This window comes from Streptococcus sp. HPH0090 (genome assembly GCF_000411475.1).
Classification (GTDB): Bacteria; Bacillota; Bacilli; order Lactobacillales; family Streptococcaceae; genus Streptococcus.
In genome coordinates this window covers 230,166-245,062 of record NZ_KE150464.1, presented here as the reverse complement: position 1 = coordinate 245,062, position 14,897 = coordinate 230,166, and the positions used below count along the sequence as shown (strand labels likewise).

General features: G+C 38.4%; 17 protein-coding genes. 8 read left to right on the top strand and 9 right to left on the bottom strand.

What is annotated here, in order from left to right; translation table 11 throughout:
• Positions 1-331 precede the first annotated feature (331 nt).
• From HMPREF1481_RS03145 to HMPREF1481_RS03115, 8 genes are all read left to right on the top strand, one after another.
• On the top strand, positions 332-928 hold the full coding sequence (locus HMPREF1481_RS03145) for a hypothetical protein (protein WP_016465640.1): 597 nt from the start codon (positions 332-334) through the stop codon (positions 926-928).
• Between the two features lie 2 nt (positions 929-930).
• Entirely contained in the window at positions 931-1,155 is a 225-nt protein-coding gene (locus HMPREF1481_RS03140; RefSeq protein ID WP_016465639.1) for a helix-turn-helix transcriptional regulator, read from the top strand.
• Positions 1,156-1,354: 199 nt separating this feature from the next.
• The gene (locus HMPREF1481_RS0101755) at positions 1,355-1,564 is read left to right on the top strand and encodes a hypothetical protein (RefSeq protein WP_025173253.1); all 210 of its coding nucleotides are present in this window, start codon (positions 1,355-1,357) and stop codon (positions 1,562-1,564) included.
• Positions 1,565-1,676: 112 nt separating this feature from the next.
• Entirely contained in the window at positions 1,677-2,420 is a 744-nt protein-coding gene (locus HMPREF1481_RS03135) for a DeoR/GlpR family DNA-binding transcription regulator (RefSeq protein WP_016465637.1), read from the top strand.
• 13 nt (positions 2,421-2,433) lie between these two features.
• On the top strand, positions 2,434-3,264 hold the full coding sequence (locus HMPREF1481_RS03130) for a Cof-type HAD-IIB family hydrolase (RefSeq protein ID WP_016465636.1): 831 nt from the start codon (positions 2,434-2,436) through the stop codon (positions 3,262-3,264).
• 53 nt (positions 3,265-3,317) lie between these two features.
• A complete protein-coding gene (locus HMPREF1481_RS03125; protein WP_016465635.1) occupies positions 3,318-4,124 on the top strand; it encodes a peptidylprolyl isomerase in 807 nt (268 codons plus the stop codon).
• Between the two features lie 25 nt (positions 4,125-4,149).
• Positions 4,150-4,389: a zinc-ribbon domain-containing protein gene (locus HMPREF1481_RS03120; protein ID WP_016465634.1), complete on the top strand. Its 240-nt coding sequence runs from the start codon at positions 4,150-4,152 to the stop codon at positions 4,387-4,389.
• Positions 4,390-4,501: 112 nt separating this feature from the next.
• Positions 4,502-5,797 (top strand): hypothetical protein, encoded by a 1,296-nt coding sequence (locus HMPREF1481_RS03115; protein ID WP_016465633.1) that lies wholly within the window; start codon positions 4,502-4,504, stop codon positions 5,795-5,797.
• 101 nt (positions 5,798-5,898) lie between these two features.
• On the opposite strand, the gene HMPREF1481_RS03110 is transcribed toward HMPREF1481_RS03115, so the two are convergent.
• The 9 genes from HMPREF1481_RS03110 to thiI all read right to left on the bottom strand — a co-directional run bounded on the left by HMPREF1481_RS03110 (position 5,899) and on the right by thiI (position 14,897).
• Positions 5,899-7,440, bottom strand: a complete 1,542-nt coding sequence (locus HMPREF1481_RS03110; RefSeq protein WP_016465632.1) for an ABC-F family ATP-binding cassette domain-containing protein — start codon at positions 7,438-7,440, stop codon at positions 5,899-5,901.
• Between the two features lies 1 nt (position 7,441).
• A complete protein-coding gene (locus HMPREF1481_RS03105) occupies positions 7,442-7,915 on the bottom strand; it encodes a VanZ family protein (RefSeq protein WP_016465631.1) in 474 nt (157 codons plus the stop codon).
• Position 7,916: 1 nt separating this feature from the next.
• On the bottom strand, positions 7,917-9,002 hold the full coding sequence (gene rlmN / locus HMPREF1481_RS03100; protein WP_016465630.1) for a 23S rRNA (adenine(2503)-C(2))-methyltransferase RlmN: 1,086 nt from the start codon (positions 9,000-9,002) through the stop codon (positions 7,917-7,919).
• Positions 9,003-9,018: 16 nt separating this feature from the next.
• Complete coding sequence (locus tag HMPREF1481_RS03095; RefSeq protein ID WP_016465629.1) at positions 9,019-9,552, bottom strand: YutD family protein; 534 nt, start codon at positions 9,550-9,552, stop codon at positions 9,019-9,021.
• A gap of 165 nt (positions 9,553-9,717) precedes the next feature.
• On the bottom strand, positions 9,718-10,623 hold the full coding sequence (gla, locus tag HMPREF1481_RS03090; RefSeq protein ID WP_016465628.1) for an aquaglyceroporin Gla: 906 nt from the start codon (positions 10,621-10,623) through the stop codon (positions 9,718-9,720).
• A gap of 158 nt (positions 10,624-10,781) precedes the next feature.
• Positions 10,782-11,948: an ATP-grasp domain-containing protein gene (locus HMPREF1481_RS03085; protein ID WP_016465627.1), complete on the bottom strand. Its 1,167-nt coding sequence runs from the start codon at positions 11,946-11,948 to the stop codon at positions 10,782-10,784.
• Between the two features lie 12 nt (positions 11,949-11,960).
• Positions 11,961-12,701, bottom strand: coding sequence for an esterase family protein (locus HMPREF1481_RS03080; RefSeq protein WP_016465626.1), 741 nt, complete (start codon positions 12,699-12,701; stop codon positions 11,961-11,963).
• Positions 12,702-12,722: 21 nt separating this feature from the next.
• Positions 12,723-13,547 (bottom strand): alpha/beta hydrolase, encoded by an 825-nt coding sequence (locus HMPREF1481_RS03075; protein WP_016465625.1) that lies wholly within the window; start codon positions 13,545-13,547, stop codon positions 12,723-12,725.
• Between the two features lie 135 nt (positions 13,548-13,682).
• The gene (gene thiI, locus HMPREF1481_RS03070) at positions 13,683-14,897 is read right to left on the bottom strand and encodes a tRNA uracil 4-sulfurtransferase ThiI (RefSeq protein WP_016465624.1); all 1,215 of its coding nucleotides are present in this window, start codon (positions 14,895-14,897) and stop codon (positions 13,683-13,685) included.

Below are 14,897 nucleotides of genomic sequence, written 5' to 3'. Positions count from 1 at the left end.
TAAATTAGAAAGAAAAAATTAACTTCTACACCTACAAAGCTTACTCTGATCGACTTTATAACTGTCTAAGAAAAAAGTAAAGATTCATACAGTATCTAGATTTTCCAAAAATTCTTTATCATCAAATACTATTAACGAAACTATCCAAACCAAATTCGATGCATTGCTTCAAAGAATTTTTTAGTTGTTTGACTAGCGAGGTATTTATTAAAAAAATTTTTCAAATAATTGCCACATTGACACATAAATTCTTGCTTTCTAAATTTAAGTGTGATATATTTATAACATAAATTTAAGTGTGATATATTTATAACACAAAAAGGAGTCTATCATGAAAAAAAGTCAAAAAATGCGTGGCCTCATTGCAATGATTGCCGTAGCTCTCTTTATTGATTTTATTGTTTTATTTGGTTCTAATCTTAGTTGGGAACCCAAGTTAGTTATTACTGGTATTTCAGTGTCAGGTCAAATTATAGCTATTTGGAGCTGGCTACATATGAAACCACGGCCTCATAAGAGTCAGAAAGATAAAGGGAAGATTATTTTTGACTTGTCTGCTAAGCTTTACTCGATACTTATTTTTGCAGCAAGCATTTTTTATACAGTAGGGATTTGGGTTGCGACCCCAAGCGTAAGTTCTGGTATTAAAGAATGGATTTTGGGAATTGGCCTCGTTATTGAAGTGATTGTATTTGGTTTTTTCTGTTTGAAAAATGTCAAGGAAACTCCGGACGAACGCTTTTATGCTAATTTAGCCAAGGCAGCTAGCTTGATGTTTGTTTTTATACTAGGTGCACTGACGATCCTAGCAGTTATCATTGGGTATATGGGGTCTCTCACTCTTTACATGGGCCAGATCTTTATTAGCATAGCTGCCTTGATTTGCATCTTTGCGGTTGTCTATCTTATCTTGGAACGGAGAGGATAAGCATGTCCAAAGAAAGCAATATTATTACTAATCTCAAATCTGTTCGTGAGTCCACAGGCATGACCCAGCAGGAGTTAGCCGACCTCATCGGCATGCGACGCGAGACAATTCTGCACTTGGAAAATAATCGTTACAATCCTTCGCTGGAAATGGCTCTTAAAATTGCTCAAGTTTTTGATTTGAAAGTAGAAGACCTCTTTGAACTCAGACAGAAAGAGGAAGCATAATTCTTTTCGAGACCTAGCATTAAGTTCATTGATTAATTAGGAATTGAAGCCAAAAGAAAAAATCCTTTGAAAATGTGCTCTTTTAAAATATAGTAATTCTTATGGCATTGATATCCCAAAACATTTAGATACGCTTGTTGAAAAAGGATATGCTATTATCGAAACCGCCTTTGACTCGCTTTACCATCTAAATGCTACTATGAAAAAGAGTATCCTTAAAAAGAAGGGTGTTACTGGACTCTCCAAGATGAAGGCCACCGAATTGAATCAAGCACTTCATGATCATTTTTCAGAAGAAGAATTAGCTAACCGCTTTTCGATTCGTGGCTATAAACTAACTCCAAAAGGTGAACAAGCTCTCAAAGACCATCAAGTAATCATTGACCGCCATCCTAAAAAGAATCTTTAATCAACCAAAGCTGGTTGATTTTTTTGTAATTTTTTAAAACACTTACAAATCATTACAATTATTGACAAATGCTTATAAAAAGAGTATAGTATTAAAAAAAGGAGGAATTCCTATGTACCAAGAACAACGATTAGAAGAAATCATAAAACTTTTAGAGGATAGAGGAAGTCTGTCAGCAAAAGAAATGGTTGACCATTTCCATGTTTCCAAAGATACCATCCGTAGAGATTTTTCAATTCTCGCAAAGGAAAAACGAGCAAGAAGAACTCATGGAGGTTTATTGCCAATTCAAAAGCAAAGGATTCTTGATTTTCAAGGTAGAGCAGAACAATCTTCTAAAGAAAAAGAGAAAATTGCTCATTTAGCTACCCAACTCATTTCTGATTCACAACTGATATTCTTTGATGTTTCAACCACTATACTTGAGTTAGCAAAAATAACTGATAAAAAAGTTACTATTTTCAGTCATTCATTAGATAACGCACTTATCTTAGGAAATAATGAAAATGTCGATTTTCATATTCTCGGTGGAAAATTTCATAGACAGAATCGTTTTTATTATTCACTAGAAGAATCCAATACTTTAGAGGGAATTAGATTTGATGTAGCATTTTTTGGCGCTGCTAGTCTTTCAGACGGACAAGTTAGTTTTGAGGATCAAGAAGATGTTCTCATGAAAAAAAGAGCATTTAAAACTAGTAAAATTCGCGTCTTGTTAGCTGAAACAGGAAAGATAAACAAACACTCTCATTTTATACTTTCTGAACTAGCTGATTTTGATTACTGGATTACAGATAAAGAGCCTGATGTAGAAATACAAGAATCTTTAGATGGTAGAACAACAATACTATTTTAAAAAGGAGCAAAATATGTCAAGAATTAAATTAATTATGAGTGATATTGACGGCACTATTTTGGATAAAAATCACCAATTAGATTCTTATTTGATAGAACTGATGCCACTTTTAAAACAATGTAATATTCCTTTTGTTCTAGCTTCTGCTAGATCTCCTCTCGGTATAGCTCCAATTTCTAAAGAACTTGGCATCACCGACTGTCCTATTGCCTGCTATAATGGAGCACTCATCAGTTTAGGAGATAAAATCCTAAGTCAGTATTCTATTGATAAAAGCGAATTGCTCTTACTTCATGACTTTCTGAAAAAAGAATTCCCGACAGTTTCTATCAATGTTTATTCTGGAAAAGATTGGTACGTCAATACTTTAGATAAATGGGTAGAAATTGAAGCACAGATTACTGGAGAGAGCCCAAAAGTTACTTCACTAGCAGATTTTCTTCAGGAAGAAAAAAATCTTATTCATAAACTTTTACTAATAGATAACGCAGCTACTATCCAGAAACTTAAAGAGACATTAGCAACCATGGATTTCCCTCAAACTGATTTTTACCTCTCGAAGGATAACTATCTAGAAGTTACACATAATCAAGTATCCAAAAAACAAGCTTTATTAGAATTAGCCAACTATTATCAACTTTCACTTTCTGAAATTATGACTATTGGAGATAATTATAATGATATTCCAATGATTGAGACTGCTGGACTTGGTGTTGCAATGGGAAACGCTCCTACAGAAGTTAAAACTTGCGCAAATACAGTAACAGATTCTAATGATCAAAATGGTGTAAGCAAGGCTATAAAATTGTATGTACTATCGGAATCATCACAATTGAATATTTGAAATCCACCTCCTTTTAGGGTACAATGGTAAAAATGATTTTTGAAAGGACTAATATGAAAAAATTAGCAACACTATTACTCATTTCAACTTTTGCTCTTGGTGGATGTACAAGCATCCAACGTACTCTTCGTGGTGATGATTACGTAGATTCTAAAATTGCTGCTGAAGAAAGTTCTAAAGCCGCTACTCAAGCAGAAAAAGATTTGAAAGACGCCTTAACAAATGAAAATGCTAACTTCCCTCAACTTTCTAAAGAAGTAGCTGAAGACGAAGCTGAAGCTATCATTCACACAAGTCTGGGTGATATTCGTATCAAACTTTTTCCAAAGCTAGCCCCTCTTGCAGTTGAAAACTTCCTTACTCATGCTAAAGAAGGTTACTACAATGGTGTGACTTTCCACCGTGTAATTGACGGCTTTATGGTACAAACTGGGGATCCTAAAGGAGATGGAACAGGTGGTGAATCTATCTGGCATGATAAGGATAAAACCAAAGACAAGGGAACAGGTTTCAAAAACGAAATTTCTCCATATCTCTATAATATCCGTGGTTCTCTATCTATGGCCAATACTGGTCAACCAAATTCAAATGGTAGCCAATTCTTCATTAACCAAAGTACAACAGATTATTCTGCTAAACTTCCTACAAGTAGCTATCCTAAGAAAATTATCGAAGCCTACAAAGAAGGTGGAAATCCTACTCTAGATGGGAAACACCCCGTCTTTGGTCAAGTAATTGATGGGATGGATGTAGTAGATAAAATTGCAAAAGCTGAAAAAGACGAAAAAAATAAACCAACTACTGCTATTACCATCGACAGCATCGAAATTGTTAAAGACTACGATTTCAGTAAACAATAAAAGATTGCTTTAAGGAGATGTTAAAATGCTTTTACTTTGGGGTTCAAAAGGTTATCAAAAAGTGTTAGGACATACTCAAACTGCTATTGAGTGTGGACACTGTCACAATGTTGACACTTGGGAAATTACAGAAACTGGACGTAAGTTTACCCTTTACTGGATTCCACTCTTTCCTTATGGTAAAACTTATTTCGTTTCTTGTCCGATTTGTCATTACGGTAAAGAAATTCAAAAATCTGATATTGAACAGTATCGAAATTACTAATAAGAGATAGGTCTAAAGACCTATCTCTTTTCTATCCACACTTTTAGGTAAACGCTCTCTTTTTGCTCCAAATATGATATAATTTAGTCAATAGTAACGAGGAGGTTTTCCTATGAAACCCTATAAAATAAATCTATTCCGGCTTGGTTTACTCTTGCTAACATATTTAGTCTTTAACGTTGTTTATTCGATTACTTATGATTCTGGAGGTTTTGCTTTTATAATCTTGTGGCCAGCATTTTTCGCATCATATGCAGGAATGGTGCTAGGAAATATTTTTATTTTTAGAGATATTTCAAAATTAAAAGCCTCCTTTGAAGATAATGAGTTGATCCAAAAGACTTCTACTGTACAGTTAGTTCTAGCTACAATTGGATTTTTCATGCAAATAATAGGTTTTAAGGGGGCTCCACTTAATTACATTGATAATTATCCACTACTAGTTAGCGCTAGTATTGTGTACTCTATCGTTCTCCTTATCGGTATTTATCAGACGATCAAGTTAGGACAAGGGAAAGATACTTTGGCAATACTTGGCTTTGTCTTTTCAATTATGGTAATTTTATACACTTGCCTAGGACTGTTCACAACCACTTCCTCTCCCTCTTCGCCAGCCAATACATACTCTACTCCCAATTTTGCTGAAGAATTTCAATCACTGGGACTAAAGGGTAAAGTTGAGTTGGTTGATAAACACAGAGAGATTGAAGCATTTTATGGAACAGCCTACAAGCTAACATATACAGAAAAATTATCAGATGGAACTATTTTAAAAGAAACTACTACTGCACAAATTCATGGAACGAGCGGAAAACATTTATCAAATTTCTTTCTTCTTTCAGGAACAGATCTTGAAACACTTCTTAACGACAAAGAAAAGGCACTATTTACTACTGTCAAACAAGATGAATTCAGTTTCTTACTAGATGTATACAAAGAAAGGCCAAATTTCCAACAAGAAGAAGACAGTATCAAAAATGCTACTGCTGAAAAAATAGATAAACTCTTTGCGACACCAATAACTTCTAGTTTTAAATTTGGAAAATATCCTATAGAAAACTACTATGTGGCAATTATGGCGCAGGCTGTCAGCAATCGAGAAAAAGGAGATTCTGACGCAGCTGGCTTTTATAATATTACAACAAAAGATCTCATGAAAAACAAGGGTCTTACTCTCGATTTTGATTGTGACATTTCGAAAATCAAGGCAGAAAATGCTAGTTCTTTAGATGCCTTTAAGGAGGGAATCTTATCTTTACCAAAAAATTCATTTTCCGATGGAATCTATAACATGAGTTGTTCTTATGATGAAAATGGAATAAAAAAGAAAGTTACTTGCCCATTTGTTGTTGAAGATGGTGTGGGACACTTTGAAGAAGATGAAATCGTGGGAAATCAAACCAATTAGTTATTTTTGATACAAAAACTAGGAGATAGCATTATGACTTCTACTAGTTGCAATCCTCGTAAAAAAGCCAAGTCAAATAGACTTGGCTTTTTTATGGCTATTTATGTTAACTCATTGAAATCCCAGATTTGATCCATCCATCCTTCATAGAAGTCTGGTTCATGGCACACCATGAGGATAGAACCCTTGTATTCTTTCAGAGCACGTTTGAGTTCGTCCTTGGCATCCACATCCAAGTGATTGGTTGGCTCGTCAAGAACAAGGACATTGTTCTCACGGTTCATCAAGAGACAGAAACGAACTTTGGCTTGCTCTCCACCTGAAAGAACTTGAATTTGACTTTCGATGTGTTTAGTCGTCAAACCACAACGGGCAAGGGCTGCACGAACTTCAGCTTGGTTAAGTGCAGGAAAGGCATTCCAGACCGCTTCTAGAGGTGTTTGGCGATTGCCACCTTCCACTTCTTGTTCAAAGTAACCGAGTTCTAAATAGTCACCACGTTCAACCTCCCCAGCAATTGGAGGAATGATGCCCAAGAGACTCTTCAAGAGGGTTGTTTTCCCGATACCATTGGCACCGATGATAGCAACCTTTTGATTGCGTTCAAAGGTAAGATTTAAGGGTTTGGTAAGGGGACGGTCATACCCAATCTGCAAGTCCTTAGCTTGGAAGATAAAGCGTCCAGGTGTACGAGCCGTTTTGAATTCAAAGGATGGCTTTGGTTTCTCACTTTGGAGCTCAATAATGTCCATCTTGTCCAATTTCTTCTGACGAGACATGGCCATGTTACGCGTTGCGACACGTGCTTTGTTTCGAGCTACAAAGTCCTTGAGATCCGCAATTTCTTTCTGTTGACGCTCATAGGCTGCTTCCAGTTGTGATTTCTTCATGGCATAGACTTCTTGGAACTGGTAGTAATCGCCTGAATAACGAGTCAACTGTTGATTTTCAACGTGATAGACGATATTGATTACATCGTTTAGGAAAGGAATATCGTGAGAAATAAGAACAAAGGCATTTTCATAGTTCTGGAGATAGCGTTTGAGCCAGTCAATATGCTCAGCATCCAGATAGTTGGTTGGCTCGTCCAAAAGGAAGATATCTGGTTTTTCAAGAAGCAATTTGGCTAAAAGTACCTTTGTTCTTTGCCCACCAGACAATGCTGTTGCATCCGTGTCCATCCCAAAGTCCATGACACCTAGGGCACGCGCCACTTCATCGATTTTAGCATCCAAGGTATAGAAATCACGGCTTTCCAAACGGTCCTGAAGTTCTCCGACTTCCTCCATGAGGGAATCAATATCAGCCCCATCTTCTGCCATTTCCATGTAGAGATCATTGATACGTGCTTCTGCTTTGAATAATTCGTCAAATGCTGTACGAAGAACATCACGCACAGTTTGACCCTCTTTGAGCACCGCATGCTGATCTAGGTAGCCGGCAGTCACATATTTAGACCACTCCACCTTACCTTCATCAGGTAACATTTTACCAGTCACGATGCTCATGAAAGTTGATTTCCCTTCACCATTGGCACCGACCAGACCGATATGTTCACCTTTGAGGAGACGGAAGGATACGTCTTCAAAAATCGCACGATCACCAAAACCGTGACTTAAATTCTTTACTTCTAAGATACTCATTTTAATTCCTTATCTTGTTTTTATGTAGTAGTTTATAGAGGAGCCAGGCTAGGTAGCCACCCAAGGTATTGGTCCACAAATCATCAATCTCAAAGACCCGATTAAAATCAAAGAAAAAGTCTAAAACTAGCTGTGTACATTCGATTCCTAGACTTAGTAAAAAACTGAACCAAATCACTTTCTTCGTTTTTCTTAGTGCAGGTATAAGATAGAGAAGCTGGAAAATTAATGGGAAGAGCAAGAGGATATTTAAAGCATTTTGTAAAAATATCCAAAAGAGCTGTAAAAAGCTGGTTACTTCTCCCAGATTCCAAAGGGAGTTAAAAGGCGTCAAAAGAAAAACCAGGCGTCCAATAGTTTGAATACCTGGAGTTTCCACTCCTTTAGGAAGTTGAGGCTGGGGAGTAAAACAAAAACAGACGATACAAAGACTGTATAAAAGCACTCCCAAGCTTAGTAATTTTTTTCGTTTCATTTTATGGATTTAATTCAGCTACTGCTTTTTGGCGATCACGTTTCATGGTATTTGAACGCAATTGTCCACATGCTGCATCGATATCAGTACCATGTTCCTGACGAACAACACAGTTGATGCCTTTCTTCTTGAGCGTATCATAAAAGGCCATGACACGCTCTTTAGGGCTTCGACTATACTGGTCATGCTCACTAACTGGATTATAAGGAATCAAGTTGACATAAGACAATTTCTTGATATTCTTAAGCAATTCTGCCAACTCAAGCGCTTGTTCAACTCCATCGTTAACTTCATTCAACATGATGTATTCAAAAGTTACGCGACGGTTGGTTGTTTCGATGTAATACTCGATAGCTGCAAATAGTTTTTCAATTGGAAAGGCACGGTTAATCTTCATAATGCTTGAACGAAGTTCATTGTTTGGTGCATGAAGAGAAACAGCAAGGTTGACCTGCACACCTTCATTAGCAAATTCACGAATCTTGTGAGCCAAACCTGAAGTTGATACAGTGATATGGCGAGCACCAATTGCCATTCCCTTATCGTCGTTGATGGTACGGATAAAGTTCAAGACGTTATTATAGTTATCAAATGGCTCTCCGATACCCATTACAACGATATGGCTTACACGTTCATCTTGTCCACGTTCGTCAAAATATTTTTGAACCAACATAATCTGGGCAACGATTTCCCCGTTATTGAGGTCACGTTGCTTCTTGATCAAACCTGATGCACAGAAGGTACAACCGATATTGCATCCTACTTGAGTTGTTACACAGACTGACAAACCATAGTGCTGACGCATAAGCACTGTCTCAATCAACATACCATCTGGTAATTCAAAGAGATATTTCACAGTACCATCTGCAGACTCTTGAACGATGCGTTGTTTCAAAGGGTTGACTACAAATTGATCATTGAGCTTGGCAATCAAGTCCTTAGACAAGTTGGTCATTTCTTCAAATGTCTGAACACGTTTACGGTAAAGCCATTCCCAAATTTGGTCGGCACGGAATTTCTTTTCGCCCTGTTCCAAGACCCATTCTTGCATGCCTTGGCGTGTTAAACTATAAATCGACGGTTTCATGTTTTCTCCTTATTCTCTAATCTTTCTTACGGATGACGAAATGACGTTGTCCTTTATCTTCGTTCTGAGGTTTCTGTTCCTTACGACGACGTCTATTTCTCTTGTCCGTGTTATTCCTTTTTTTATTTTGAGAAGTTTTTTTGCCTTTTCGAGTATCTTTTTCTTCCTCTTTTTTGCGCATTTTTTGGTCAAATGGTGCTCGTTTAGGAGTTTCATTTTCTAGGACAAAATAGGCACAACCATAGCTACAATACTCGAGTAGGTAATCTTGTAAACGGCTGATTTTCTCGAGAGACTCTTCAGCTCGCTCATTCTTGTAGAAACCACGTAAGCGCAGCTGCTCATTGCTCCAGTCTCCTACAATATAATCGAACTTACTTAAAACTTCTGAAAAGCGTTGAGAAAATGCCGTTGCATCAAAGGCTTCCTTACTATTTTCAACTAAGGTAAAAGTAAAACCTTCCGCTTCGACTTTATCTCCAGACAAATGAAATTCAGGACCAGGGAATTTATTGTAATTATATAATTCAGGTGCAATTTCTTTACGCATAATATTCCTTTTTAACGTTTACTTAATACTTTATTTTACCATATTTTTGCCATATTTACATCTTTTGATTTAAAATGAAAAAAGTCTGACGATTTCAACATTCAATTCTAAAAGGTACAACTTTACTAAAAAGAAAAAAACTGGGAATTCCCAGTTTTTTAAAGATTACATGTAAAGTAATTTGAAAAGTGCTACTGCTGCAATAGCAGCTGCAATCGGTGCAACTACTGGTACCCAAGCATACCACCATTTTGAATCACCTTTATGTTCACCAAGGATTGATTTTGGAAGTACTGCGTGAAGGAGACGTGGTCCAAAGTCACGAGCTGGGTTCAAACCTGGTCCTGTAGGTCCACCAAGAGATGTTACCAAGGCCATTACTAGGAAACCAAGAGCCAAGTGTCCAACAGCAAGACCTGGTGACAAGAATGGAGCTACTTGAGTTTTTGCTTGTTCAAGAGCTGCAGTAACTTGTTCTTGAGGAATTGTTTGACCTTGAGCAGTCGCTTGTGCCACTTGATCGTTAATCAATCCTTGAGCTTTAGAAAGCAACTCAGCACCAAAGAAGTTCTTTGTCATACCAAGTGCTGCAAAGAAAAGTACGAATGAACCAACGAACTCGTTGATAAAACCGTTAACTGAAGCTGCAAAGCGTGATTCTTTAGTTCCGTGGTCAATACTTGAAATTGTTGAGAAAGTTCCCAAGATGTTGTTTGGATTTTCTGTCTTCAAGTAATATGGACGGTGAGCTGCAACAACCAAGGCTTGTCCAAAGATTGCTCCCAAAACTTGAGCGATGATGTATTGAGCTACTTGTGACCAAGGGAAAAGTCCGCTAACAGCAAGACCAAGTGTGAAGGCTGGGTTGATGTGGTTACCAGAAACATTACCAAACATCAAGGCAGGGATCATAACCCCCATACCGTAACCAACAGCGATAACTAGCCAGCCACTTTGGTGACCTTTCGTACCTTTAAGTTCAACGTTGGCAACTGCACCATTACCCAAGATAATCAAGATGGCTGTTCCCAAAAATTCAGTGGCATATTTGACTGCCCATGTGAAATCCATTGATAGATTCTCCTTAATATTTTTTAGACAGTCCCTATTCTATCAATTTTTAGGGCTTTTAGCAACAGATTTTCTAAAAGAATCCTGTGAGAAAACGCTTTTATTTCAATTCTACAAAAAAGACCTAACAAACATCCTTTGTTAAGTCCAAATTTTAATTATTCTTGACGCTGACCAAAGTCCTTAATCATTTGTTCCATCTCTTCACGACTTGGTGTCGTTAGCATATAGAGAAAGTCTCCTTGCAATTCAGCAAAGGCAGCCGGCATGATTTTTTTGACCTTGAACTGCTGACCATACTTGGCGAGCAAGTCTTCTTCTGAATAAACATAGTTGGCATTGGCACGACGTGATGTCGCCAAACAGTATAGGGGCTCGAATTGAGAAGCTGGTAATGGTTCACCTGCGACGATCGCTGCATAACCCTTGTACAAGTCAAAAGAATGGGCATAGTTATAGACATCAATGGTGAAGCCACCCGCTGGACGGTTATTGTATTCAATGGCGATATAATCATCACCCTCACGGAAGAACTCAATATGGAAGAAACGTTCCTTCATACCAAATTCCTTGACAATTGCCTCACCATATTTACGCAATTTTGGATCCATATCTTTAAGAACGTAATAAGAATTGTCCATCTTATAGATCATGAGATCGAGGGGTGTGTGTGCGTAGTCAAAGGTCGTAGAAAAAACAATATTTCCATCTCTATCGACCAAACCATCGAAGGTACAGATTTCACTAGAGGTGACAAATTTTTCAAAGAAATAAACGGTTGAGTGGTCCCATTCAGCCTTAAAGTGATTGACATCATCTGCTGTTTCAAGCTTGAATGTTGCCGCTGCTCCAACTCCATTGTCAGGTTTGGCAATCATGGGAAGGCCAATTTCTTTCACAGCTTTATCAATATCTGCCTCTGTTTCAATAACCGAACCTGGAACCACGGGAACTCCTGCTTTTTTGAAGAGTTTCTTCATTTCAGACTTGAACTTAGTCTTCTTAAGGTCTTCTGGTTTGGCACCAAAGACATTAAACTGTTCACGAAGGGCAGCGTCCAACTCTAGCCAGTATTCATTGTGTGATTCAATGCGGTCAATTGGACCATGTTTATAGAAAAGAAAGGCGACGGCGCGTTTAACCTCATCGATATTTTCAAGATTATCAACTCGGAAATATTCCGTCAGACTATTTCGCAATGGTTCATCTAGTTGTTCGTAGGGTTCTTGCCCAATCCCTAGAACGGTGATTCCTTTATTGGCTAGTTCAATACTAAATTGTTGGAAATTTTGTGGGTAATAGGGTGAAATTACAAGATAATTCATAAGCGACTCCTTTTATAGATTCATGTGACCGAGAAAATAAGGCATTTGTTTGCGCCACCATTCCCAGTCATGGGCGACATCATGTCCCCATTCTGCAAACCAGGCAGGAATTTGCTTTTGATCAAAGGCTTCTTTGAGTTTGTAGTAAGAAGGTAGGCCATCATGTTCCCAAGCACCTAGACCTGTACAGACCACAATTTCAGCCTGACGATAACGATCGATAAACCAGCCATCATTTTGATTCCAGATATAATCCACTGGTGAATTTTGATAGATGGCATCGTCATTGTAGTAATCACCCACAAAGAAACGTGCATCGTAAACTCCACTAAGGGCAATCACTTTCGTGAAGACATCTGGGTGTTGTAGAAAGAAGTTGAGGGCATGGTAAGCTCCCATGGAGCAACCTGTCGCCATCATACCATCAAACCATCCTGTCTTATGTTTGATAAAAGGAATGGCTTCTTCAATCACATATCGTTCATAAGCACGATGCATTTCAGCTTGGTCATGCCCGTTTTTCCAAGTCGCAAGCCAGCTCTCGCTATCGACACTTGAAAGTGTAAAGAACTGGACACGGCCTTCCTCGATAAAGGACGCACAAGCATCAATCATGCCAAAATCATAGTATTCATTGTGGCTACCACCTGAAGAAGGAAAGACTACAATAGGGATACCCGCATGTCCATATCGGTTGACGTACATTTCACGATTTAGATGTCCACTCCAGTGGCTAAGATGTTCAATATTCATATCCTGTCTCCTTTAAACTGATTACCAATTTTCTGCAAAAAAGCGTAGGCAAGCTGGTAGATTTTCTGACCATGGCACTTCATGGTGAATGGCTCCAGCCTGAACCTTGAGCGATAGATTTTCTAACCGTACCCCTCCTGCTATCAAATCATGATAATAACGAAGAGAAGAATCAATATAGGCCTGCTTGATATTGCCTGCCATCAAGCTCTTATCAGTGTCATCTGCTTCTTCCGTTCCAACATAGATAAAGATGCGTTGGTCAGGCAAAAGCTTTTTACGTTCAATATAGCGATCAAAGGCTTCTTGGTGTAGCCAGTTAGCTGATGAGAAAACTCCTAAGCAACCAATCTGATCTTGATATTCTAAACCAATAAACTGGGTAATATTCCCACCCAGAGAAGATCCTATCATAGCAGTGTGTTTCCTGTCTGATTTTGTCCGATAGTTTTCATCGATAAAAGGCTTAACCACTTCCATAACAAACTCTGCATACTCAACACCTTTACCACCAAATTGTTGACCAGGAATGTTAGACTCTTGGAATTTCCATGCCGCATACTCATTCATCCGTCCAAGTCCATCGTTGTCAATGGCCACGATAATCATGCGACTGATATCCGGATTTCGTTTTATAGCTGGGATAATCTTCCAGGAATGGCCTACGTAGGATTCCTTACTATAAAAGACGTTTTGTCCATCATGGAAATACACGACTGGGTAACTTCTATCCGTATCTTTCTCGTAGTTTTTAGGGAGGAGAACACGGACTCGGCGCTCCTTACCTGTGTAGGGAACCACCAATTTATGCTCTCGCATTTTTAAATAAAAATAAGATTGATTCATTGTCAGAAAACTCTCTATATTCAAAATTTTACCTAATTATATCATAAAAATAGAAAAAAAGTCAGTTTCCGTCCAAATTTAAGACAATAAACTAACTTTTTTTACTTATTTTATCTTTTCCTCTGGTTTTTCTGATTAAAGGAGATCATCAATCAACTCATCGACTGCATCCTTCTCAGCCTGAGGTGTGATTTCAGTAATCATGATTCCCGCTACTGCTCTCTCAACCAAGCCTTCGACATCCATACGTGCTTCATATTGCTCCGCATTCTTAATCTTAGGATTTGTTTTTGGACGATCTGGCGCAAAAATGGTACAGCAGTCCTCAAAGGGCTGGATAGAGATTTCAAAAGTATCAATTTCTTGCGCAATATCAATGATTTCTAGCTTGTCCATAGTTACAACTGGACGAATGATTGGCGTATTTGTGACAGCATTGATAGCTTGCATACTTTCAAGGGTTTGGCTAGCCACCTGACCAAGACTTTCACCATTGATGATGACCAAACCATTTCGCACTTCACGGATACGGTCGGTAATCCGCATCATAAAGCGACGAGTCAGGGTCATCAGATAGGCTTCTGGCGCTTTAGCCTTGATTTCTTCTTGAATCTCCGTGAAGGGAACCTCGATAAATTGGATATTTCCTCCGAACTTAGTCAATTTACGGGTTAAGTCCTGGGCTTTCTTGAGGGCACCTGGACTTGTGTATGGAGGGCTAGCAAAGTGAACAGCCTCGATATCTACACCACGTTTCAGTGCAAGATAGCCTGCTACAGGCGAGTCAATTCCCCCTGACAACATGAGCATCCCTTTACCTGAAGTTCCGACAGGCAAACCACCTGTACCACGAATGGTTTCATATGAAAGGTAGGCTGCTTCTTCACGAATCTCCACCTGAAGGTTAATGTCAGGATTTTTCATTTGTGCCTGCACATTTGGAATAGCTTCAAAAACTGCTCCACCAAGCGTTTGATTGAGTTCACGACTATCGAGTTCAAAGTTGTGGTCGCTGCGCTTACTTGAGATTTTAAAGGTCATCCCTTCCTTGTAGATGTCCTTCATAATCTCTTGAACAGCAGACCTAAGAACTTCTACGGATTTTTCAACCTTATATACTGGAGAAAAGTTTTGAATCCCGAAAACTTGCTTGAGTGACTCTGCCACCGGTTCATAATTTGCCCCATTCAGATAAGCGTGGGCACGATCACGGTCTGCTGTAACTTTGACTTGAGGATAGATGGATAACACATCTGAGATATTATTACGTAGTTTATTGATGAAACGCATACGGTTTTTGCCCTTGGTTGACAACTCTCCGTAGCGAATCATAATTTCTGAATACTGCAT